Origin of the sequence: Priestia sp. FSL H7-0729 (genome assembly GCF_038005685.1) — a bacterium.
Taxonomy (GTDB): Bacteria; Bacillota; Bacilli; order Paenibacillales; family Paenibacillaceae; genus Paenibacillus.
Genome location: NZ_JBBOTQ010000012.1, coordinates 127,672 through 150,237 on the forward strand (window position 1 = coordinate 127,672; position 22,566 = coordinate 150,237).

The following is a 22,566-nucleotide window of genomic DNA, read 5'->3' on the forward strand; positions in this document are numbered from 1 at the left end:
GTACTCTTGCTCCAGTTCTATTCGAAGTAATACGTGACGTCTGAATTACTTGTCGTAGGAATCAAGTACATAAAGCTTGGGTCCACTTGCAGGTAGATGGTCAGATCGGACACGCCCAAGTTAGGAACGGTCAGACTGAACCGACCGGTAGTATCCAGCTTCACCGTTTCAGTACGAATATGTTTTTCGTCAGGTGAAGGACCGTGGATCTGGAAAGAGAATGTTTTGCCTGCATAAGCGGTGAGGGTTCCCCGTACTTTCAGCGTACGATCCGCTGTATAAACGAATTGCATCAGATGATTATCCAGGTAGTCCTCGTTCCCGGTATCCGGTTCTTGTGGCTCTGTTCCAGGTTCTGTCCCAGGATTCTGTGGATTAGTACCAGGCTCTTGTGAAGGGTTGCTAACCGAGAAGAAACGAGTCTGATATGAAATTTCTGCTTTGGACCCGTCTTTCTTTTTCAAACCGGTAATGCGAACGTTGAACGTATCGCCTGCCTTCAGGGATTTCAAGTTATCCGGACGGAAAATGACAGCATAGTTATATCCGTAACCATCGGTATTTACATTGAAAAAGGCTTTTGCAGGATCACTGCTAACCGGCGTTTTTGCTCCCAGTACCCATGTTTTCTGATCGGATGAACGAACGATCTCCACTTGTACCTCGGAGTTGGAGGGCTTCGCAAAGACGTCCGGATTCAGCTGTGCAGACCAGGCTTGTGACACATGGAATGCTTCAATCGGGAATGCACCTTTGTTCGGATACAAGTTGTAATTGTAATTGAGTTTTCCTGGACGGCTTGTATCCATCACTTGCATAGTGCTGAAGTGGCTCGCATAGTTTTTGTTGTCCCGGGATGCGATCCCGAAGCCGACTTTCTTCAGTTGCGGACTCAAAATCCAGCGACGATGGCCGAGTGCAGCAATGTTGCTGGCATCCGAATCATCCATATAAGCTTCGACACTTTTGACTGCAAGATTTCCTTGAGCACCATAGGCAGCATACAGGTTGGAACTTGAAGCCGATTTGGCGCCCAGATCAAAAAAGTCTTTTGGCATATCGACAGGACGGGCCGGGAAATGAGTCAATTCTCCAGTAGAGACCACAACTGCTCCATGTTGGGCTTGACGATTAAGCGCAGCGTCCAGAACGAGATCCCCATCCAGACCGGAGAGATAACGATAGAAGTTGGCTGCTCCTAGAGCTTGCTCTAATGTGGAATCACTTACTACACCAGCGACGTAAGGGGCCTTGGTCGAGGGATTCTGAGTGAACGTTGCAGTTTGGTCCTTGCCACGCATCCATTGTGTCCATTTCTGACTGATTTCCTGTTCACTTCGCTCAGGCAGCAGACTGTCGACAGGAGCCGCAGCGATCGGCTGAGTTCCGAGCAGCATAAACAACAGACCTGCCAGAGGAAGAGAGAGTAACGAGCGGATGTACCTTTTTTGAATAAACATGTTCTAATCTCCTTCTAGATAAAAATGATATTATTATGTATTCGATGTATGTTATCGACATTAAAGGTATAATTCGTTAGTTTTTTTTGAATGGAATTGATGTTCGAATTCAGCGATTTTTCAGCCAGAGCGATTATAATACTCACGGAATCCTGTAAGGAAAAGGAGTTTTCACATGGCTAAGGTGCTGCATAAGTCGTTTTATCTTATTTTGCTCGTGTTTGTTGCGGTATTTATTGCTTCGTCCTTCGTGGTTCGGGCGCAATACAACTACGCCTTATATGGGGACAATCCTATTTTGGGCATGCAGCAGTGGAGTGTTTTTCTCCCGGTCATTCTTTTGCTTCTTGGTTCAGGTGTCGGGTTATACGCTCTGTGTCTGAAACTGAACAAATACAGCCCGAAAGTTGTCATTCCAATCGTGCTGTTATGTTCTCTGGCCATTCAGATCATCATCATTTTCGTATTTCCGAGAGTGCCTACGGATGATTCGCAGACTGTTCTTTCACTGGCTATGAACATGCTGTATGAGCAAGACTATTCTTCGTTTGAAACGGGTGGTTATTTGCACATGTTCCCGTTCAACTACTCGATCGTGCTGTACCTGAAGACGTTGCTGTACCTGTTTCCGGACAATTATCTGGTCATCAAACTATTCAATATTTTGTTTTCAACATTAACCACATTCATGATTTACCTTATTTATAAACAAGTGAATGAGAGATCCACTGAACGTGATTACGGTGTGTTGATCTTTGCAGCGACGTACCTGCCGTCCTTGTTCCTGAACAACCTGATCTATAACGATGTGATTGCCACAGCATTTCTGACATCGTGTTTATACTTTATCATTCGTTTTGTGCGTGAAAAGTCTTGGAAAACAATCATCCTTGCCGCCATTTTTCTCGCGATGGGGAACTACTTCCGAAGCATCGGCGTGATCGTGCTAATCGCTGCTATCATAACTATCCTGCTGAATATGAGGAGCATCGGAATGAAGAAAGTTATCCTTTCCATCGCTGTGCTGGGTATGCTGTTTAATGTACCAACCTGGACTCAGAATGCGGTTCTTCAATCCTCCGGTGCCGTGAGCGAACCAGTGGGAGAGAATGCCGCACCGGTCTATATGTGGCTGAATATGGGGATTAATCTGCAGCGTTTTGGCTTCTGGGACAATATGGAGAGTTATCAGATCTATCAGAGGCAGGCCAACTACAATAAGGCCGATAGCACAACATTGTTCAAACAGGAGATTGGCAACAAGCTGTCTGAAGCAAGTGCGAGTGACTTGGTGCAGATGTATTACAAAAAGATCATATGGACTTGGACCGAAGGGACATATCAGATGGACCGATACGGAATCGGCAATGAAAGTTCCTTGGGTGCCGGAAGAGGAAGGGGAGGCGGAATCGCAGGCTCCTACAGTTATACCAATGCGATAACAGAGCTGTTGCAAGGGGATTCGGCTTATCGGACGGGGTTACTCTGGATCGTTTATGTGATGAATTTCCTGATGTACTGTTTTATCCTCATCCGGTTGATCGGTGGAATTCGTCGTAAACGGTATGACGAAGTTTCATTGATCCTGGTCATTCTCGGATTCATCGGATTTTATATTCTCTGGGAGATTAAGTCCAGATACATCTACCCGGTATATCCGCTGTTGGTTGTGCTGTCCTACATGGGGTTCAAAGACACGTATGACTTCATATTCCATCGTAAAGGTATCTTGGAGTCATTTTCCCTGAGAGAAAGGTGATCATATGCGAAAAAAACAATATTTCACATCGGTTACAATACTCCTTTTGTTAGGGTGCTCGGTAATGCTTACGGCCTGTGATGTTATCACCGCCCAGAATATTACCAACACCGGTTCTATGCAAGGCATGAACGGTGGCGGCATGCCGAATGGTGGTGGCCTGGGCATGAATGGAGGAACACCTAGAGGTGGAAGAGACGGGGCGGGTATGAACGACCGTTCAGGCAGTCGAGACATGCTGCAGGGGGGAATGAGTGCCGACATTGCAGGCAGAGTCATCTCGGTGACTGGCAACACAGTTACGCTGGCATTACTTGAGGTCCAGGACAGCTCATCTCCAAGTATGGAATGGAAGGATACCGGACTGGAGATGAAATTGAATATAAGTGATGATGTCACTATCACTGAAGGCATGGAGATGCCGCGCTCGGGCAATTCAAGCCCGAGTGCGAATACGTCCATTCACCTGTCTGATCTTCAAAAAGAAAATATCGTGATGGTGTGGTATAAGGACAACACCGAGACCGTGGAACGGATGAGGGTTGTCCAGTAGAAGATGATGAAATATCGTTATTTTGTAATTGCTTACATTCGTCCTGTGGGTTAATATGGAAATAGCTGTTTTTTGAAGGGAGTGAGCGTCATGAAACGACGGTCTAAGATGGTATGCTCGATTACTACAATGAAGGTAAGCATAAACTGAATAATTCCGGCAGACCATCCGACGGAGGAAGAAACACTTTAGTTTTCCAGTACGGTCTGAGATCTGCCGATCTATAGGGATATAACTGCTCATTTTTCTGAGGTATGCGAGGTTTATTTGCTTGTGCAAATTTCTCATACACTCAAGAATTTTTCAAAGCCGCAGGCATAACCTGCGGCTTTTTGCGCGCAAAAATAGGCACAAGTTGGCTATAAACTATCCACACGAAACGATCCAAAAGGAGAAATGCCCATGTTATCATTAAAATATTTATTTCAAAATAACGACCTTGCCGAGATGATTCTGAAGAATTGGAACTACGATCCCGAATCACTGGATATGTTTCAGTATTATCGCATATCCTCCAATGCCGTTTACCCGTTCAGAGAGCAGGGGGAAGTTCGATTGCTTCGTTTTGCCCCGGTAGAAGAGAAAAATCAAATCAATCTTAGTGCTGAACTGGAGTTCCTCCGTTATCTTCGAATGAATCATTATGGGGCCATGGAAGCTGTACCTGCCCATTCAGGAACAGAACTTGTAGAGGCTCACACGCCATGGGGGCCGTACTACGCTTCCGTATTCAAGAGAGTGCCAGGTTCACAGTTAGGAAGCATTGATCTGAATGATGCCATCCTGTACAGCTATGGTCAGGCATTGGGAGAGTTACATCATCTATCGCGATCATTCATACCTGAGCAGAAGGAGAAGCAGCGCTGGACCTATACAGATGTTTTGGATTGGATGCAGGAGATCCTGGAGGATTTTCCTGGGGAGACGGCTGCTTTGAACGAGGTCGAGCTTCTCCGAACGTATTTTGCGACTTGGCCGATAAACAAGCAAAATTTCGGACTCATCCACTACGATTTTGAACTGGATAATGTGTTCTACGACGAAGGTAGCCAGTCTTGTTATGCCATTGATTTTGATGACGCGATGTATCACTGGTACGCGATGGATGTGGAGCGAAGTCTGGATAGTCTGCGTGAGGAAATTAAGCCTGAGCAATGGGAGCAGAAGAAGCAATTGTTCCTGAACGGGTACTGGTCCGAGGCGGGAGAACGTTATGATCTGGAGAGCATGTTCCCTGCCTGTCGCCGGTTTGCCAATCTATATGGATATGTTCGTGTGCTTCGGTCTGCTGCAGATCAGTGGTTATATGAGCCGGAATGGATGAGTGGACTAAGAGCAAGGTTAGAGAGGAAATTGTCAGAAAGGGCAGAGCAATTCGGTTATCCGATTTAATCTTCAGTGCAAATCGGAGTTTCTCAATGCAATAACCATTGTCATGTTTCACACCAGGGAAAGTATTCTTCCAAAAAATAAACCAGCTGGGAATTCGATGTGAATTCCTAAGCTGGTTTTTACATGTTATTCCGTATAATCACTTATTGCAGTTCGCCCCGCCTCTACACTGATCCAGTAGGAATAATCTTCGCGTACGTCCACATAGAGATTAAGCTCTTTTGCATCGAGGTTACTTACCGTTAGTTTAAAATTACCATAGGCATCTGTTGTAACCTGCTGTGTTTGGATGTGCTCTACAGCAGGGGAAGGACCATGGATTTTGATCGGCATCGTCTGGTTGGCATACGCCGGGAACGTACCTTGGAGGACTAGCGTGTGATCGGCAGAATATACTGCTTTTATGGTCTGATCCGGCAGTCCGCCGTTCTTTTCATTCTCGGTAGCTACAGTGGCCTTCTGTGGTCTGCCCCATAGCTTGAAGCCTTTTTCCTTCAGGTTCTGGAGGAAAACGACAGCCTCTGCCCGAGTCAAGGATTCTTGTCCTGCATAACCTTGGACCGTAGCTGCTGTTTTGCCTGAAGAGTATCCCATGTTCAGCAGATACCGGATGGCATCTTCATCCTGGGTATAATTCTTACCGCCAAGACCTGATACGATTACAGCTACTTCTGTCCGGTTCAAGGCATGATTGCGGAGTTTCGGATTCTGCTGGCTGGTATCCAGATTCAGATTCAACGCGGAAGCATAGGAATAATAACGATCACTCCAGATCTTACCTTTGGCAGCTTGTCCCTCCACAGCATCAATGCTCTGAATAACATGGGAATCAGCATACAGTTTGAATAACATGGAGAGGAACTCGGCTTCACTAACCTGATTATTGGGTTTGAATGTTCCATCCTCGTATCCACTGACCATCTCCTGTTGAACAGCCCATTGAATGGCATCTTTCGCCCAATGTGAGCGAATATCACTTAATTGGGGGATTCCCGTTACCGTAACAGAGACAACCGCTTCGATCCCTTCAAAACGAATCCGGATTTCGGCTTTACCAGCCTGAAGTCCAAGGATTTTGCCATCCTTGATGGCAATGCGATCTGATGTCGTCGTGAAGGAAACGTTAGACTGTGGAACATAGGATGTTCCGTTATCATTCACGGCAGTGATCGAAGGCAGATCAATCTGTTCTCCTGCTCGAATGCTCAGGTTCTGTTGTCCTGGCGTTATACGGGTAAGTGTTGCGTCTTGAATACCGTCCACATGGAAGAAACGTGTCGAGTATGAGATTTCCGCTGTTGTACCGTTTTTCTTTTGCAGACCTGTAATTCGAATGTTGAACGTATCGCCGTTCTTCAACAATTGCACATCGTCGGGACGGAAGATAATGGCGTAGCCATAGCCATATCCACCTGTCTCTACATTGAAGTAGGTCTGATTAAACCATTGTTTATCCGCAGGGTCCACATTGTAATAACCGGTTGGAAAGCCACTATTCTGATTGTTGGCATTAAAGGTCCATGTACGCTGATCGGAAGTTCGAGTCATCTCGACCTGTACCTCAGAACGTGACGGTTTTGCGAATACATCTGTATTCAGTTGAACAGACCAGGCCTGTGTACTGCCAAAGGCTTCGATGGGAAATGCGCCTTGATTCGGGAACAGACTGTAGTTGAACGAAGCTCCTCCAGTTCTGCTTTTATCAAATACCTGCATGGCACTATAGTACTGATCATATGACTTACCTGCTTCACTGCGAGTAGCGAGTCCAAATCCGATTCGTTGCAGTTGTGGACTCAAAATCCAGCGCCGATGACCCAGTCGATCAATATTGGAGGCATCCGAATCATTCATATAGGCCTGAATGCTTTTTGTCAGGACGTTATTTTTGGCACTGCTGGTAACGTACAGATTGGAGCTGCTGGCAGATTTTGAACCTGTGTCAAAGAAGTCCTTTGGCATATCTCCTGGCTGTTTCGGATAATGGGACAGGTATCCACCCGTGGAGACTACAACAGCCCCATGCTGGGCTTGGCGATTCAATGTTGGATCAAGGACAAGATCGCCTTGCAGCCCTGTGATAAAACGATAAAAGTTGGCTGCGTTCAGCCCTTGTTCCAGATAGGCATCACTTACCACACCAGCAGAGTAAGGAGCACTTGTCGAAGGTGTTTCTGTATACAGGGGAGCTGTATCCGTGCCAGTCATCCACTGATTCCACTTCTGAACAATCTCCTGCTGACTTCGCTCAGGCAACAAACTGTCGACCTGTTCCGCATGTGCCGCTTGAGTCCCCCATAACAGAAACAGCAGGCCTGCCAAGGGCAGTGCGAACAGCGAATGCATTTTATTTTTCCGGTAAACCATGTTTCCGACCCCTCTCCATTCTGAATGTACGAAGAACATATGCATGTACAGAATCATGGTATATTCATCGACATTACAGCTGATTTTGCTTAGAGGCAGGCAGGGGAAGCATAGTGCGAGCGTATGAATGAGGGCGTTAAATAAGTGAAATTGGAAGTTCATTTATAAAAAAAGAGCACAGTCTACCCCGCTGATTCGGGACAGCTTATGCTCTTTCTACATATGTATCTATTTAGTTAGTCGAGACTCAGGTCGAAATCAGGCTCACACATATAATCTAATGGGTACAGATCATCTCGTGCCGAGATTAATGCACGGAAATGAAGATAAAGATTATTGGGCTGTACCACAATGCCACCAACACGATGAGGTATGAGTTCAGCCACGACGAAGACATCTTCGGCATTGTTACATTTAAATAGAACGTTCTTCGGATGAATGACTTCCTCCAGGTAACTGTATGTCATCACATGAAATGTTTGTCCACACCAGTTCGTCTTGATTACTTTATAGGACTGTGTGCGAACTAGATCCAGATAACGTTCCAGCTGGAACGTATGTTCAAATTGCGTAATATAGCCTTTTTTATCTACATCAATCGTAAACTCCACATCATAGCTCACATGCATTTCTTTTTTATAAGTTCCGTTCATGACCTTCATGGCGTCAAAGTGTGATCCGAATTCCGGATCTTCCACATAGGGAATGGTAATGAGTTCGGGGTCAACATAATCTGTAATCATACTGTTCATGGAAGGTGGGCTGTAATACTTCGATGGCTGAAGATCAATGGATCCGATCATGCTTCCAGGAAAACCGGGGCTGCAAGTTATTCGCATAGTCATCTCCTTCGTTGTTGGTCAGTAGTTAGACGAACGAGTAAGAAGAAAGTTGCACCAGAATAAGGAAATGGAAGGTGAACGTGAATCCGATATGTTTTGTGTGAATAGGAATACGTGCACTATTTCCAATCTACCTACTCTTTTGATACAGTAACTGTAGGACTTATCGGAGGTATATATCATATATGGAACAAGCACTTCAGATACTGATGCGAAATGCACGAGCAGAAGAGAATACCTTGTTGTATATGCTGCATGAGGAAGCACGTTTCGATCAGAAACTATTCTGGCAATACGTGAACAGTATTATGGAACTGACCCGCCTTACTGCCAATCAGCCTTTGGATCGAGAACTTTCCAGTGCCGTCAGCTTTACTTATTCCAAAATCATGGAGTATTTGCAATGGCATCAGTGGGATCGTGATGTGTATGAGATTAAACAGTTTCCATATGTCTACGCACATCAGATTGTAAATCTGCTAGGCAATGTAGTTAACGGTTACTATCAAGGTATCGCACCAGATGAAGCCAGTTTCGATGAGGAGTTTCCCAATCCAGCCTTCACGGGCAAAATGGCAGAAGAGCAACCAGCCGTTCTGCAGTTAGGCTACTATAAACAACATACGAATGTACACGCCCTTGGCTTCCGAGAGGAAGATGGGGCGTATCGAATTGTTTTGAATGAAGAAGAGGATCGGGATCTTGCAGATTCCAGGATGAGTCGGCGAGAGGTGGAGGGAACGTATCTTTTTACGGCTCCGGATGCCAGCAGCGCCCACCAATTATTTCATGAATGGGTCATGGAAAACTGTGCCCCGTATCGCTCTCAGAGAGGAGTCCATCTTAATGAATGTGAATGAACATGTAATTGGACAGCAGTCACTTACCTTTGTGGGAATTAAACGAACATTTTCTTGTGTGGATGGCGAGAATTTAAGAGAAATTCCTAAGATGTGGCAGGATACTTTGGCAGACGGAATTGAGGAACGTTTAAACGGGTTCAATAACGGAGCTATTCCCGGTCTGGTGGGTATCTGTGTGGATCAGAGGGAGCTGCAAGACAATCAAATGGAGTACTGGATTGCCACTTCTCACTCAGGTGAAGTGCCTGAAGGTTTGGTGTCCATCGAACTGCCCGCGTCCCATTGGGTTGTATTTGAGGCCGATGAATTAGAGCCCGAGGCGATACAACGGTTGTGGCACCATATTATGACAGAGTGGTTTCCCTCCACTTCATATCAGCATGCAGGTATTCCGGAACTTGAAGTGTACAGAGGTCACGGCACACCTCCCCAAATCTGGATACCCGTAAAATCTGTGTGAGAAAAATTATATCAGGAGGTCTACGATGTTATCCAATAAAGTGATTGATCATTGCCAGGAGCAAGGTTGGTGGCATGAAGATGTTCCAGCAGCCTACGAAGAAGCATTACGGAAGCTTGAAATTGATCTTCATTCGGATTTTGCACAATTTTATTTACATGCAGAGGATGGACCGACTTTTTACAGCAGGCATCAGGAGTTGTACCAGATCTGCTGGTTTATGGAGAACACCGTATATATGGAAGACATGAATGTAGCACAGCTTACGCTGGGACTTCCCGAGGCGTATATTCCAATGGATAGTTTTGAAGGTGAAGGTGGATTTTTCTACAACCGTCAGACCGGAGAAGTGGTGCTGGTGGAACTGGGGGAGTCGATCGAACGGTTTCTTAATGGCGAGAGTAAACCGCAGTGGGCAGACTTCAACGCTTTTCTGGAGTGGTATTTCGTCCTGGAGGAGGAGACGGTGCAATGAAAGATCTAACACCGGAACATGCCGAGCTGGAGCGACAAATTATAGAAACGGTAGAAGCCGGTAATGTGCTGGATGAGACACAGCAGCATGAACAAGCACTTATCTATTATGATCAGGCATGGGGCATGTTGCCGGAGCCAAAGATGGAATTGGAGATTGCAAGCTGGATCGCGTCCTGCCACGCGAATGCACATATGGATCTGAAGCAATATGAACTGGCAAAGCCGTGGGCTGAGATATCACTACATACGCGGAGTACGGATAGAAATACAAGTCCATTGATCGATCTCGGCATGATCTGCATGAGACTTGAACAGCATGACGAGGCGTATTCGTATCTGCATCAGGCCTATGAGTTCGGTAAAGAGCGTGCATTCCAGGGCAACCCGAAGGACGTGTTGAGTTACTATAAGAAAGAGCGTGCCAAACGTACGTAGTGTGATTCCGACCATGCCATGCAAAAAAGAAGGGTACTCGCTTTGGCCAAACAAGACCACGGAGTACCCTTTCGTTTATTACGGGACGTTCAGCTTCATCTAATCCGAAATGTTACGCGTATAGTATTCAATAATATCCTTACGACGGATAATACCGAGGAAGACACGATCGACATCCACCACAGGCACAAAATTTTGGTCTGCTGCAAGTGTCAGCATATCCTCCATTTCAGCCTCAATGAATACACATTCATTATATACCCGATTGTTAATTTCATGGACTTGAACCTGATCCATCGTATCAAAAGTTAAACCGGGTGTATTTCGCATTTTCCATAACAAATCGCCTTCGGACAGGGTAGCAACATATTTTCCATCCTGGTCAATCACGGGAATGGCGGTGTAGTGGTGCGATTCCAATTGCTCAATAGCATCTTTCATGGAAGCGGTAGACTTGATATAGGCCACTTCGGCTTTGGGGAGTAAAAAATAGCTGATTTCCATCATCGGGCTCCTTTTCAGCCTTTTGCATAGCAAAAAAGCTTTAGTATGTAATCTCACTATCCTTATTTAAACATATTATGTGAGCTTTCGGCTATTTTTAATGATAAATTCGTCAGATTTGTTTCATTGTTTAAATGGCTCTGGAAATCTATAGTGTATATTAGAGGTGATGTAACCATGAAATCCAAACGTAAATTAATGTACGGACTGCTACCCATCTTGTTTGCAGGTGGAATCGGAATGTATCTATACATGCAGAATAACAAAGAAGCAGAAGCCAAGCCCCAGACTACCGTGAATCAGTACATAGAGCATCTGCAAAAAAAAGAGTTTGATCAGCTGTACACCTTGATGACGCCTGCTTCGCTGGAAGAGTCGGGTATGACCAAGGATCAATTTGTTGAGAAATACAATGCGATCTATTCGGGCATGGAAGTATCCACTGTCAAGGCGGAGGTTAAGCCTGTGGATGTTGCCGAAACGGCTTCCGATGACAGCAAGACCGATGCAGAGAAACAAAACCCGGATACGTATGAGGTGGATTACAATCTGCAACTGACAACTTTTTTGGGAGAAGTCAGTGAGACGCATACATTAAAACTGGCCCGTCAGGAACTTGAGGATGGGAGTAAAAACTGGCAAATTAACTGGCAGCCTTCACTGATCCTGAATGACATGGTTAAGGGAAGTAAGGTACGAGTGAGGACACTGTTCCCGGATCGGGGAGACATTGTGGATCGGGATGGCTTGCCACTTGCTACCAAGGGCACGATGAACGAATGGGGCATCGTACCGGAGAAACTTGGTGATAACCCGGACCAGATGATTGCCCGAATCGCGAGCCATTATCAGGTTTCGGAAGATGCCATTCACAAGGCGCTTGCCCAGACATGGGTGAAGCCGGAGTACTTTGTCCCGATTGGTTCAACGGAGGAGTTTGACGTGCCAGAATCTTTGAGCGGGGTTACGATGCAGAGCAAGGAGATCCGTTATTATCCACTCGGTGAGGCGGCTGCGCACTTGATTGGTTACGTGCGCAAAGCCACCAAGGAAGACTTGGATAAGGATACGGAAGGGTATTATCGCGCAGAGGATTGGATCGGTAAAGCGGGTTTGGAGCAGTCCATGGAGAAACAGCTGCGCGGTGAACGTGGTGGTTTGATTGAAATTACGGATGAATCCGGCAACTCCCGTTCTGAGCTTATTCGCAAGGATGCTGTAGATGGACAGAATGTTCAACTGACGATTAGCTCCAAGCAGCAAAAGAAATTGTATCAGACATTGTCCAGTGGTGGAGACGCCGGTGCGATGGTTCTGATGAATCCGACGGACGGCAACCTGTTAGCGTTGGTCAGTGCACCTTCCTATAACCCGAACAAGATGGTTACAGGACTTACACAGGCAGAGTGGGATGCGTATTCGGCGAATGAGAAGCTTCCATTTATCAACAGAGTCACGACCCGATACGCACCAGGATCAACCTTCAAAGCGATTACAGCCGCAGCGGGACTGATGGAGAAGGTGACCACAGCGGACAAAACCCATGATATCTCTGGCTTGCAGTGGCGTAAGGACGACAGTTGGGGCGGATATTACGTCAAACGGGTGAAGAGTTTATCCCCAGTTAACATGGTCGATGCGCTGGTGTACTCGGACAATATTTACTTTGCCATGGAAGCGATCGAGATGGGGAGCGCCAAGTTTATTGATGGGATCCAGAAGTTCGGTTTTGGTGATAACTTTGGACTGGATGAACTGTATCTGAAGCCAAGCCAATATGCCAATGAAGCACATCTGGATCTGTCTTCTGAGGTATTACTCGCGGATACGTCCTACGGACAAGGAGAGATGTTAATGTCCCCGATTCATCTGGCATCGTCCTTTACACCTTTTATTAATGAGGGGAAAATGGTGAAGCCTGTCCTGATCGAGGAAAAAGAAACTTCAGACCCAGAGGTGATCATTACTCCGGAAGCCGCAAATACGGTTAAAAATGCTTTAGGAGAAGTGGTTTCCCGTCAGGGAGGCACGGCCCACACCTTGAATTCAATTCCTGGAGGGCTGGCAGGCAAGACGGGAACAGCCGAACTGAAAGCGAAAAAGGGAGAGAAGGGGCAGGAAAACGGATTTTTCGTAGTGTTTGATACCGACTCTCCGACCTACTTGTTAACCGCTGTAATTGAAGAGGTGAACGGCAGGGGCGGAAGCCATTATGTCGTGGATAAATTAAAGCCTTTTTTGGAAAAGTTGGAGATTTCGCAGTAACTCCGATGTAATGTCTAGCTTCACAAGCATAAATAGCCCGGTCACTATGTTAAGGTACTAACATGTGACCGGGACTTTTTTTGATCTATTTTATTCAATTATATGGGATCATTTATTTCCTTGCAGTAATCATGAAGCGTGCCGAGTTGGTACGAATGCCCTGCTCTTCGTAATGCTCTCTCACAAACTGCTGGAATCGTTCAAAGTCAGTTTCTACCTTTCCGAAATCAGGAATGATGGGTGCATGCGTTAGGAGAAACATCAAATCTTCGGGTGTAGCGTAATGCTCCACCACGTTATATTCACGGGCCTGAATGTCATGAAAACCTGCTTTTTGAAGTTCATGCTTGTATCGTTCCATCAAGGTGCCAGGTTCAATGCCAAGGCTCTGCCCACGGCCAAAAGCTTCTGAGATGTTGGATTTATCGTGTTCGCTGACCTGCTGGGTTAGAAATATCCCGCCCGTATCAAGTACCCTGAATACTTCTGAAGAAGAGAACCCGGAGTGTCTGGAGGATACCACATTAAAGAAAAAATCAGGAAAAGCCAGTTTTTCTGCGTCCATTTGAAGAAAGCGTACATTGGAATGAGTTCCCACGGAATGAGCTCCCGTAGCCAGAAGATTCTGCTGTGCTGTCTCAATCATTCCATGAGCGAGGTCAATTCCCACCAGTAATAAGGCTTCTCCCGCAATGGACAGAACAGCTTCTCCACCGCCTGTTCCAATATCCAGCAACAGATCGGATGATCGCGTATAGCGAACAACTTCCTCATAGAAGTTCCATCCGATTTTCTCCGAGACAACGTTCATGGAGCTGAAGTTCCAGCCATTCTTCCGGCCTACGCGTTCATAAAAGCCAGCGTAATCTATTTTGTTTTTCATTTACATATTCCTCCAATGTGAGTTTGTTTGGACAGGACAAGAACATTGCACCAGATCGGTCTATTGTAGATAGTCGAATAGGATCAAAAGGACAGACGTGTCCCTATATAGCTGGCACGCGTTTTGACCCAGCCCGACGACTATTTACTTCGAACAATACGGAGCAACATCCGTGTCACCTCACAAGTTGGAATGTCTCCATTATATTTAATTGACAGCGCATTCGCGAGGTGTTATTTTGAGGTGGAATCTATTCTATGAGTTCGAGGTGATCCATGGTGGCTATTCGTGCCAAGCAGATTTTTGTCAATTTACCTGTTCAAGATTTGAAGAAATCCGTTGAGTTTTTTACTAAGGTGGGATTTGAGTTTGACGCCAATTTTACGGACGAGTCTGCAACGTGTATGATCATCGGAGATAACATTTACGCTATGCTTCTGGTGGAAGACCGTTTCCAATCCTTTATCTCGAAAAAAATCTCCAATGCTGCCGATACAACCGAAGTCATCGTTGCCCTGTCTGTAGATAGCCGTGAGCAGGTAGATTCGATTGTACAAGCTGCCCTTGATGCAGGAGCGAAGCCATCCAACGAACCGCAGGATCACGGATTCATGTATGGATGGAGTTTTCAGGATCTGGATGATCATCTGTGGGAAGTCTCCTATATGGATCTAAGCGCTTTTCCTTCGGCGTGACAAAAAGAAAATTAGTAGAACCTTCCTATAATAGGAAGGTTTTTTGCTTCTTTTCTGCATCCATTTATTATCTGAAGTACGAATTCACACATCCCCATGTACATGGACATGAATAGGATAACCCGAGCTTTTTAAAAAGGGACGACAGTCAGCCAAAGTATCGGTTGGACAGGGCGGTAACGCATTTGCGATCAATGCCAACGAACTGGGCAACATCTGGGTGCACGCAGAACAGCAGAGCTGAACAGGAGGAGATACCGCGTGTAGGTATCTCCTTCTTATTTTATGGAAAACACGCACCGAATTTATCAGGATAACATATGGTGTAATTTACCTTTTTGCTATATGATAAGTGTCGATTCATGTTGACAATAAGTATCGAAAGATGCCAAAAGCTGATGTACTAAAAAGTTAGAAGGTAAGTATACATACGTTTCTTTTTGATGGAGGGATTAGGATGTATTGTCACATATGTGGGACCAAAAGTAGTCCTGGGGATAGTACGTGCAGAACGTGTAACACAAAACTGAAAGATGCAAGCTCCACAGAGGAACAGATCTGGGCGGAAACAGCCGTGGGTTTGGAAAAAAGAACAGGGGAAACAGCCGAATTATTATCCCGGCAACAACAGCCTGCACCCAGACAGGGCAACACCATTCAAGGCCGTGCATTTAGTTGGATCATTCCACTGTTACTGGCAGCCGTGATGGGGGCTTTGCTAACGTTCTACTACAAGCAGGAGATGAGTATTAATGCGGAGGTGAAGTCTCTGCATCAACAGGCGGAACAAGTTGCACTAGAGGGGAAATATAAAGAGGCTCTTCAACTGCTAGACACCGCTCTAGTGAAACGGCCAAACTATGATGCACTTGTGCAGGATCGGCAAATTACGGCGAAAGCGTTCAATCTGATGAATCAGTTAAATGAGGCTGCCACAAGTCTAAAAACAGGAAAACTCTCAGAAGGAGACAAATCCATTCAGGCGGTAGCGAAAGTACTGAAAGAGCGAGAAGAGCCCGTTTTCACCAAAGTGCGTGCCACATTAAGTAATAGAAAGGTTACGCTGGCTGTGCTGAAGGTGAAGAAAGAAATCGATAGTTTGACGACAGTAGAGGCATTGGCTGAGAAGCTGGATACGATATCGAATCTGAAGGGTAAGGAAGCCGAAGCAGTAGAGAAGCAAATTGTTGATAAGCTGGCAGGGATTAGCTACAAGCAGGCTGAGCAGCAAGTCAAGACAAAGGATTTTGCAGCGGCATTGCAAACGGTCGATCAAGGGCTGTCTTATGCGCCGGAGGATGACAAACTGACAGCGTATCGCGATCGGGTGCTAAGTGAGAAGAAAAATTTCGAAAAAGCGGAAGCCGAACGGATTCAACTTGCCGAACAGCAGGCAGCAGAAGAAGATCTGAAGAATCGAACGTCGGCAGTGAGCATTGTGAATGTCGAAGCCGCGCTTGATATGTATGGTGACCTGTATATTAGCGGTTCAATCATTAACAATGCAACTCGGCCGATCTCTTCCGTCACCGTTATGGTAGATATATATGGTACAGACGGCACTTATCTAGGGCAAACCCATGTGGATGTGTATCCAAGCTGGCTTGAAGTGGGTGAAGAAGGATTTTTTGAGACGTATTATTATGGTGTATACCAAGAAGCAGAAGTATCTGTTGTGAATGCAACGTGGTATCTGGAATAGGAGGACAGGTCGGAATGGGCAAACGAATATGGAGCACCATTATATCCAGTGCAATCATTATAGGAGCCGGAGCAGGAGGCGTGTTCTGGATTCACAGTTATACAGCAGATCAGTTGCAGGCTGAACCGAGATTGGCAGTTGTTAATGCGAAAGAAACAGAAACCGCAGCATCCAAACCGTCCTCCAAGACAGCCGTGAAGAAAACACGTAAACAGATTATTGAGGAGAGTCAGAAAAAAGTGGTTACAATCGAGAGTAGCAGCGGGCTAGGCTCCGGGTTTCTCTATAATGATCAGGGAGATGTTGTAACCAATGCTCATGTGGTAGCAGGTTCGAAGGAAGTGACGATACGTACTCTGAATCATGAGGAATACAAAGGAACCGTAATTGGAATCGGGGAAGAAACAGATATTGCTGTTGTTCGAGTACCTGATCTGAAAAAGTTGAAACCGCTGGCTATCGCCAAATCTAAAGCCGAGACTGGAGATGAAATCCTGGCTCTTGGGAGCCCGCTGGGATTAGAGAACACGGTAACTACAGGCATTATCAGCGGTGTTGGACGCAGCTTCGAAATTGCGCCTTACATTTACAGCAATCTGTATCAGATCTCGGCGCCGATTACCCATGGCAACAGTGGCGGACCACTAATCAACGCAGAGACGGGCGAAGTGCTTGGTATTAACTCAGCCGTTGTGGAGCAGGAGGGTGGGATTGGGTTCAGTATCCCAATCACTACCGTGATGAAGCAAGTGCAAGCCTGGTCCAAGAATTCATCCAGCACAACGGCGGTTCAGACGGCTGGTGGTAATGGATCGGGATCGACCTCTGCTTCAGCTAATGCAGAATGGGTGGTGACCGAGTTTTACAACAGTCTGAATCTAGGGGACTATGTTACAGCTTATGCTTTGCTCGGAAGTGAATGGCAGAGTGGCACAAGTTATGCCAAATTTCGCGAGGGTTACCTGAATACCAGTTATGTGACGATTGGAGAGGTCTCCTCTATAGACAAGGGCAATGACGGGATGGAAGTGACTGCAGTGATTACAGCCGATGAACGCAGGGATGGCGAATATGTAACCACGAAGTATAAGGTTACATATCAGGTTGCTTCTGAGAATGGTCAATTGAAGATACTGCATGGTAAAGGTAAGAAAATAACATAAAATAAATCAAAAAAGGAGAGTTGGCTGATGTGCCACTCTCCTTTTTTGATTGCTTATATTCGATGCATCTGTTAAAATACAGAACGAATGTTCAGTATGCAAGGGACGGAGTGAAATGGAATGAATATGAATAAAAAGCAACTTCAAACTGAGCAGACCAAGAAGAAACTTGCGGATGCTTCCAAAGCCCTTTTTGTACAAAAAGGCTATAAAGCAACATCAATTGAAGATATTGTTGCTGCGACGGGTAGCAGCAAGGGCAATATCTATTACCATTTTAAAAGTAAGGAAGGTCTGTTCCTCTATCTCATTGATGAGTGGGACCGGGAGTGGGAAGCGAGCTGGGCGGCCAAAGAACATCTCTACCGCACCTCCACGGAGAAGATTTATGGCTTGGCGGAGCAATTGGTACTGGATGATATGAATCACCCTTTAACCAAAGCAGCCGATGAGTTCTTCACTGGGGAGAAGAAAGAAAATGATATTGAGGAACGGATCTCCGTGATGTTTGAACGTCACATCCAATTCAACAAACAATTGGTGGAAGAAGGCATATTGAGTGGAGAGTTCGAAGAGGGAAACGTAGACAATCTCGCACTGATCTTGGAAAGTACCATTATAGGTCTTAGTCAGATGTCCCGGGGGATGGAGCCTGAACAAGCTCTTGCGCTATACCGCCAGGCCGCCAGTGTATTCTTACATGGGATTGCAAAAGATAAAGCTTAAGCAACATTTTGACAACTACGGAGGATGGAATCATGGCATTACTAACACGGAACAGGGGCGCATTGCTGCTGTTGATGTTTAATATTTTTCTCGTTTTTACCGGTATTGGTCTGGTTGTTCCGATCATGCCTGCGTATATGGATCTACTGCATATCACTGGATTCACGGTTGGATTGCTGGTCGCGGCATTTTCCTTCACTCAGTTTCTGTTCTCCCCGCTCGCTGGTCGATGGTCGGATACGTGGGGACGTAAAAAAATCATCGTTGGCGGTATGCTGATCTTTGCCGTATCCGAGTTTATGTTTGGTGCGGTCAATGCACCAGTGCTGCTTTTTGCAGCCCGGATGTTAGGCGGAATCGGTGCAGCGATGATTTTCCCTGCGGTTATGGCTTACACCGCAGATATTACAACCGAAGAAGAACGCGGCAAAGGTATGGGATTGATTAATGCTGCGATTACAACCGGGTTTATCATCGGCCCGGGAATTGGTGGATACATTGCTGACTTTGGCATTCGAATTCCGTTCTACGCCGCAGGGGTTGCCGGTTTGCTGGCATCCATCATTACATTAATTATTTTGCCGGAATCCACGCGAAGCACAGGAGAGCAAACTAAACCTCTGGTTGGCACAGAGAAGGTCAAAGCTCCGGGTATGGTATCCCAATTGCTGAATTCGTATCGTGAACCATACTTTTTCAGCTTGATTATCGTGTTTGTTATGGCGTTTGGTTTGGCGAACTATGAGACGGTATTTTCACTGTTTGTGGATCACAAGTTTGGCTTCACGACCAAAGACATTGCATTTATCATTACATTTGGTTCCATCGCGGGTGCGGTTGTGCAAGTATCCCTGATCGGTTGGTTGCTCAATCGGTTTGGTGAAAAGATGGTCATTTCAGTCTGTCTGTTATTTGTAGCCGTATTTGTACTGTTGACCTTGTTTGTGCATACGTACTGGCTCATTCTTGTCGTAACGTTTATCGTCTTTCTGGGGATGGACATTTTACGTCCGGCGATAAGCACACAGATGTCCAAACTGGCACAAGAACAACAGGGCTTTGTGGCCGGATTGAACTCGGCGTATACCAGTTTGGGGAACATCGCGGGTCCAATTGTAGCTGGAGCACTGTTTGATGTAAATATTAACTATCCTTACGTTTCAGCAGCAGCCGTTCTGGCGATCTGTTTCCTGTTATCCTTGCGGGTACTCAGAGGGGCTAAAACGGTGAAACAACCGAAGACTCAAATGTAATTATTTTTGGAAAGACGAAGGAGCATTGATTTTTGGTATAATAAGAATTGCTGGAAGTGAATTAGATGGGCTGGGTTGCATAATAAGTTACCGAGGACGGTCATTTTAAGCATATACAGGATTATTGGAGTGATAACATGAGCAAAGCAAAAGGAAAAGGCGGCACTGGCCGTGGTACAGGCAAAAAAGGCTGGAACCGTTGGCAAGCCGCTGCTAACCGGGCGAAAAGTACCCCGAAGCCTTATAAAAGTAAAGGTACCAAGAAGAAGGACGATACCGAAACTTCAAGTGGCAAGCCCGAGTAAGTGTGGCTTGACGATGCCAGAGAAGAGAGCTGCCTGACTAACGGGTGGGTCTCTTTTTGTTTGGAAGTATATAAAAATTCAATTGACAGTAGTGCAGATCTGGTAATAATATAGAGCTTACGCAAATTAGATGGTAGTGCTACTATATGGAGAGAGGAGCATCAGCGTGTCTGTAAATATGGATGAAAACCCACTTGGACTGATTCTGTCACGCACGTATCTGGCATACAAAAAAACAACAACCAGAAATCTAAGTGAACAGGATATTACTCCGGAACAATTTGCAGTTCTGAATGAATTGAGCAAGGCTGGAAGCCATATATCACAGAAAAAACTGGCTGAATTAACCGTCCGGGACCAGACAACGGTAGGCAAAATTATAGACAAGTTGATTCGCAAAGGTCTGGTGACAAGAGAAGAAGATCCACAGGACCGCAGAGCGGTTTTGCTATGTTTGACGGCGGAAGGACTGGAAATGAACGACGTTCTGACACCAAAGGCAAAACAGCAAGAGCAAGAGGCACTCGCCGAATGTTCACCTGCAGAGCTTGAAGCATTTATGAATGTGATGAATCGCATTTATGAAAAGATGAAATAAATTTTTTTGGCCTAATATGTGCATGTGCATATATATGCAGTGCAATTATTTTAATTTTAACTAATGGGAGTCGTGAACGAATGAAAAGCTTCAAAGATTTTCTTAAAGTACCACAGACGAAAATAGGGTTGGTTTTTGCATTGATTGTTCCACTGTTATTTGTGGTGATCTGGATGACGGGTTATCATCAGGCCACGGAGAGAGTGGATCAACTTCAAGTTGCTCTGGTGAACGAAGATGGGACACAAGGTATAGAGGTGCAGAAGCAGATTGAAACACTCGCGCCTTTTCATGTCAATGTACTGGATTCTGCTCAGGAAGCCGAGAAACAGATGAACACGGGTAACTATGCGATGGTTATTGTTATTCCGAAAGGTTTCGCTGACCAGATTGAAGGCGGTACAGGGGCAAGTTTGTCCTTCTATATTAATCAGGGAAATGCGGATGTAGCCAAATCCATTGTGGAACACGCGGCTACTGGAATGACTGCACAGATGGGTGAAGGGATTTTGGAGTCCAAGGTTCAAGTGACACTTAACCAGGATAGTACTACCAAAGACGAGCTCAGTGCAGCTATTGGACAAGCGATGGCAAAGATGAATGAAGGGCCTGTGAAGGCTGAGATTAATAAAACCAACAGTGTAAGTGATTTTGCTACATCGATGCTGCCCATGATTTTGGGTTTTATCACCTACATTGCGTCGATGACTATGAACATTCAGTTCAATATTACGTCTAATATGATGAAGCGTAGCCATACCAAATGGGAAATCTTCTGGGGACGGCAAATGTTATTATTGTGTATAGCTGTGATTGTTCCTCTAATTGTAGATACAGTAGCTCTTCTATTCACGGATGTTGCGACCTCGTTCGGCGCTTTGTATCTGTATCATATGCTGGTGAGTCTGGCTTGTATCTGTTTTACACAAATGAGTTTTGCCCTGTTTGGCAACGCAGGCCCTCTATTTAATGTAGCGATGGTTCCGCTCCAGTTGATGACAGCAGGAAATATCATTCCAGCCGAGATGCTGGCGCCATTCTACCGTTATATTGGAAACTTTTTGCCCGCCTCCAATGGAGTACAGGGATTCATGCGTTTGATCTATAGTGGAGAAGCCGTAGGTGGATACATGGTTCATCTTCTGTTGATCGCGGTTATAACGTGGGGGATTACGCTGCTGCGAGTTGGCATGCAAAAAGCAGATAATGGACAAATCACGATGTCGCCTCCAGCATCAGCACAGGCACAACATTAAGAGTTTCCTTCTATATATAATGTAAAAACACACAAGAAAGTGGTACTCGTAAGTAATATGCGTGCATCACTTTCTTGTGTATCTTCTATAAGTCCCTCTGCTTATACGCGTGGTAACTTACAGTGAACCACAGTAATCTTACATGACCTTGATAAAAGGACAACCTAAATTGAGCATATTAAAACTAAAATATAAGAGGAGATGTAGGCTAATAAGTTTAAAATCAATTAGACATGTAATACGATGTATGAATGGAAAGAATGTCATTTAAGCTATAATAAACTTTACACTGGGATAGAGGAGAGCAACACAGTAAAGGTAGTTGATATTTGTAAATGAGTTTTATTAAAATTAAGTATTGTAATTAATATCTATACGTGATATATTATTAATCCGGCCAAGAAAACACAAGAAACACGGTGCGGCAAGCAAATGAAATAAGCTTCGAAAGAAACTTAAAAAAATAGCTTGCAAAGTTGGTTCGGACATGATATTATATAAGAGTTGCTGAAGAGAACGACATTCGGTAACGAAATAAGTTTGATCTTTGAAAACTGAACAACGAGTGAGTAAACATTCTGCTTGCAGAATGAACGCGAAAGTTTGGA

At 45.3% G+C, this 22,566-nt stretch carries 21 protein-coding genes; 16 read left to right on the plus strand and 5 right to left on the minus strand.

Annotation, left to right across the window (positions count from 1 at the left end; translation table 11 throughout):
• Positions 1-17: 17 nt before the first annotated feature.
• Complete coding sequence (locus MHH93_RS22570; protein WP_500055856.1) at positions 18-1,460, minus strand: CAP domain-containing protein; 1,443 nt, start codon at positions 1,458-1,460, stop codon at positions 18-20.
• A gap of 175 nt (positions 1,461-1,635) precedes the next feature.
• Between MHH93_RS22570 and MHH93_RS22575 the strand changes: the two genes are divergently transcribed.
• The 3 genes from MHH93_RS22575 (at position 1,636) to MHH93_RS22585 (ending at position 5,164) form a co-directional block, all read left to right on the plus strand.
• Positions 1,636-3,219, plus strand: a complete 1,584-nt coding sequence (locus MHH93_RS22575) for an ArnT family glycosyltransferase (RefSeq protein WP_500055857.1) — start codon at positions 1,636-1,638, stop codon at positions 3,217-3,219.
• 64 nt (positions 3,220-3,283) lie between these two features.
• Positions 3,284-3,772, plus strand: coding sequence for a hypothetical protein (locus MHH93_RS22580; protein WP_500055858.1), 489 nt, complete (start codon positions 3,284-3,286; stop codon positions 3,770-3,772).
• Between the two features lie 402 nt (positions 3,773-4,174).
• Entirely contained in the window at positions 4,175-5,164 is a 990-nt protein-coding gene (locus tag MHH93_RS22585; RefSeq protein WP_500055859.1) for a phosphotransferase enzyme family protein, read from the plus strand.
• 126 nt (positions 5,165-5,290) lie between these two features.
• On the opposite strand, the gene MHH93_RS22590 is transcribed toward MHH93_RS22585, so the two are convergent.
• Together MHH93_RS22590 and MHH93_RS22595 are read right to left on the minus strand one after the other, a co-directional pair.
• Positions 5,291-7,531, minus strand: coding sequence for an S-layer homology domain-containing protein (locus MHH93_RS22590; protein ID WP_500055860.1), 2,241 nt, complete (start codon positions 7,529-7,531; stop codon positions 5,291-5,293).
• Positions 7,532-7,767: 236 nt separating this feature from the next.
• A complete protein-coding gene (locus MHH93_RS22595) occupies positions 7,768-8,370 on the minus strand; it encodes a hypothetical protein (RefSeq protein ID WP_500055861.1) in 603 nt (200 codons plus the stop codon).
• A gap of 188 nt (positions 8,371-8,558) precedes the next feature.
• Here MHH93_RS22595 and MHH93_RS22600 point away from each other — a divergent pair, with 188 nt between their 5' ends.
• Genes MHH93_RS22600 through MHH93_RS22615 form a run of 4 tightly spaced genes read left to right on the plus strand, consistent with a single transcriptional unit; the run spans position 8,559 to position 10,608 of the window.
• Positions 8,559-9,233: a hypothetical protein gene (locus MHH93_RS22600; protein ID WP_500055862.1), complete on the plus strand. Its 675-nt coding sequence runs from the start codon at positions 8,559-8,561 to the stop codon at positions 9,231-9,233.
• Positions 9,220-9,696, plus strand: coding sequence for a GyrI-like domain-containing protein (locus tag MHH93_RS22605; RefSeq protein ID WP_500055863.1), 477 nt, complete (start codon positions 9,220-9,222; stop codon positions 9,694-9,696). The genes MHH93_RS22600 and MHH93_RS22605 overlap by 14 nt, the downstream gene beginning before the upstream one ends.
• 25 nt (positions 9,697-9,721) lie before the next feature.
• Positions 9,722-10,171 carry a hypothetical protein gene (locus MHH93_RS22610; RefSeq protein ID WP_307539795.1) on the plus strand — a complete coding sequence of 150 codons (450 nt, stop codon included), beginning with the start codon at positions 9,722-9,724 and terminating at the stop codon, positions 10,169-10,171.
• Entirely contained in the window at positions 10,168-10,608 is a 441-nt protein-coding gene (locus tag MHH93_RS22615; RefSeq protein ID WP_500055864.1) for a tetratricopeptide repeat protein, read from the plus strand. Before MHH93_RS22610 ends, MHH93_RS22615 begins: the two co-directional genes overlap by 4 nt.
• Before the next feature lie 99 nt (positions 10,609-10,707).
• Here MHH93_RS22615 and MHH93_RS22620 read toward each other — a convergent pair whose 3' ends face one another.
• A complete protein-coding gene (locus MHH93_RS22620; RefSeq protein ID WP_074093601.1) occupies positions 10,708-11,112 on the minus strand; it encodes a CBS domain-containing protein in 405 nt (134 codons plus the stop codon).
• A gap of 177 nt (positions 11,113-11,289) precedes the next feature.
• Between MHH93_RS22620 and pbp4 the strand changes: the two genes are divergently transcribed.
• Entirely contained in the window at positions 11,290-13,377 is a 2,088-nt protein-coding gene (pbp4, locus tag MHH93_RS22625; RefSeq protein WP_500055865.1) for a penicillin-binding protein PBP4(5), read from the plus strand.
• Between the two features lie 112 nt (positions 13,378-13,489).
• Here pbp4 and MHH93_RS22630 read toward each other — a convergent pair whose 3' ends face one another.
• Positions 13,490-14,260, minus strand: a complete 771-nt coding sequence (locus MHH93_RS22630; protein WP_500055866.1) for a class I SAM-dependent methyltransferase — start codon at positions 14,258-14,260, stop codon at positions 13,490-13,492.
• Between the two features lie 278 nt (positions 14,261-14,538).
• Between MHH93_RS22630 and MHH93_RS22635 the strand changes: the two genes are divergently transcribed.
• From MHH93_RS22635 to MHH93_RS22670, 8 genes are all read left to right on the plus strand, one after another.
• On the plus strand, positions 14,539-14,955 hold the full coding sequence (locus MHH93_RS22635; protein ID WP_500055874.1) for a VOC family protein: 417 nt from the start codon (positions 14,539-14,541) through the stop codon (positions 14,953-14,955).
• Positions 14,956-15,529: 574 nt separating this feature from the next.
• On the plus strand, positions 15,530-16,657 hold the full coding sequence (locus tag MHH93_RS22640; RefSeq protein WP_500055867.1) for an FxLYD domain-containing protein: 1,128 nt from the start codon (positions 15,530-15,532) through the stop codon (positions 16,655-16,657).
• Between the two features lie 14 nt (positions 16,658-16,671).
• The gene (locus MHH93_RS22645; RefSeq protein WP_500055868.1) at positions 16,672-17,820 is read left to right on the plus strand and encodes a S1C family serine protease; all 1,149 of its coding nucleotides are present in this window, start codon (positions 16,672-16,674) and stop codon (positions 17,818-17,820) included.
• Between the two features lie 126 nt (positions 17,821-17,946).
• Positions 17,947-18,546, plus strand: coding sequence for a TetR/AcrR family transcriptional regulator (locus MHH93_RS22650; protein WP_500055875.1), 600 nt, complete (start codon positions 17,947-17,949; stop codon positions 18,544-18,546).
• Positions 18,547-18,578: 32 nt separating this feature from the next.
• On the plus strand, positions 18,579-19,799 hold the full coding sequence (locus MHH93_RS22655) for an MFS transporter (RefSeq protein ID WP_500055869.1): 1,221 nt from the start codon (positions 18,579-18,581) through the stop codon (positions 19,797-19,799).
• Between the two features lie 137 nt (positions 19,800-19,936).
• Positions 19,937-20,104, plus strand: a complete 168-nt coding sequence (locus MHH93_RS22660) for a DUF3934 family protein (protein WP_076333364.1) — start codon at positions 19,937-19,939, stop codon at positions 20,102-20,104.
• A gap of 166 nt (positions 20,105-20,270) precedes the next feature.
• Positions 20,271-20,702: a MarR family winged helix-turn-helix transcriptional regulator gene (locus tag MHH93_RS22665; RefSeq protein WP_500055870.1), complete on the plus strand. Its 432-nt coding sequence runs from the start codon at positions 20,271-20,273 to the stop codon at positions 20,700-20,702.
• Positions 20,703-20,782: 80 nt separating this feature from the next.
• Positions 20,783-21,958 carry a YhgE/Pip domain-containing protein gene (locus MHH93_RS22670; protein ID WP_500055871.1) on the plus strand — a complete coding sequence of 392 codons (1,176 nt, stop codon included), beginning with the start codon at positions 20,783-20,785 and terminating at the stop codon, positions 21,956-21,958.
• The last annotated feature ends 608 nt before the right edge of the window (positions 21,959-22,566 follow it).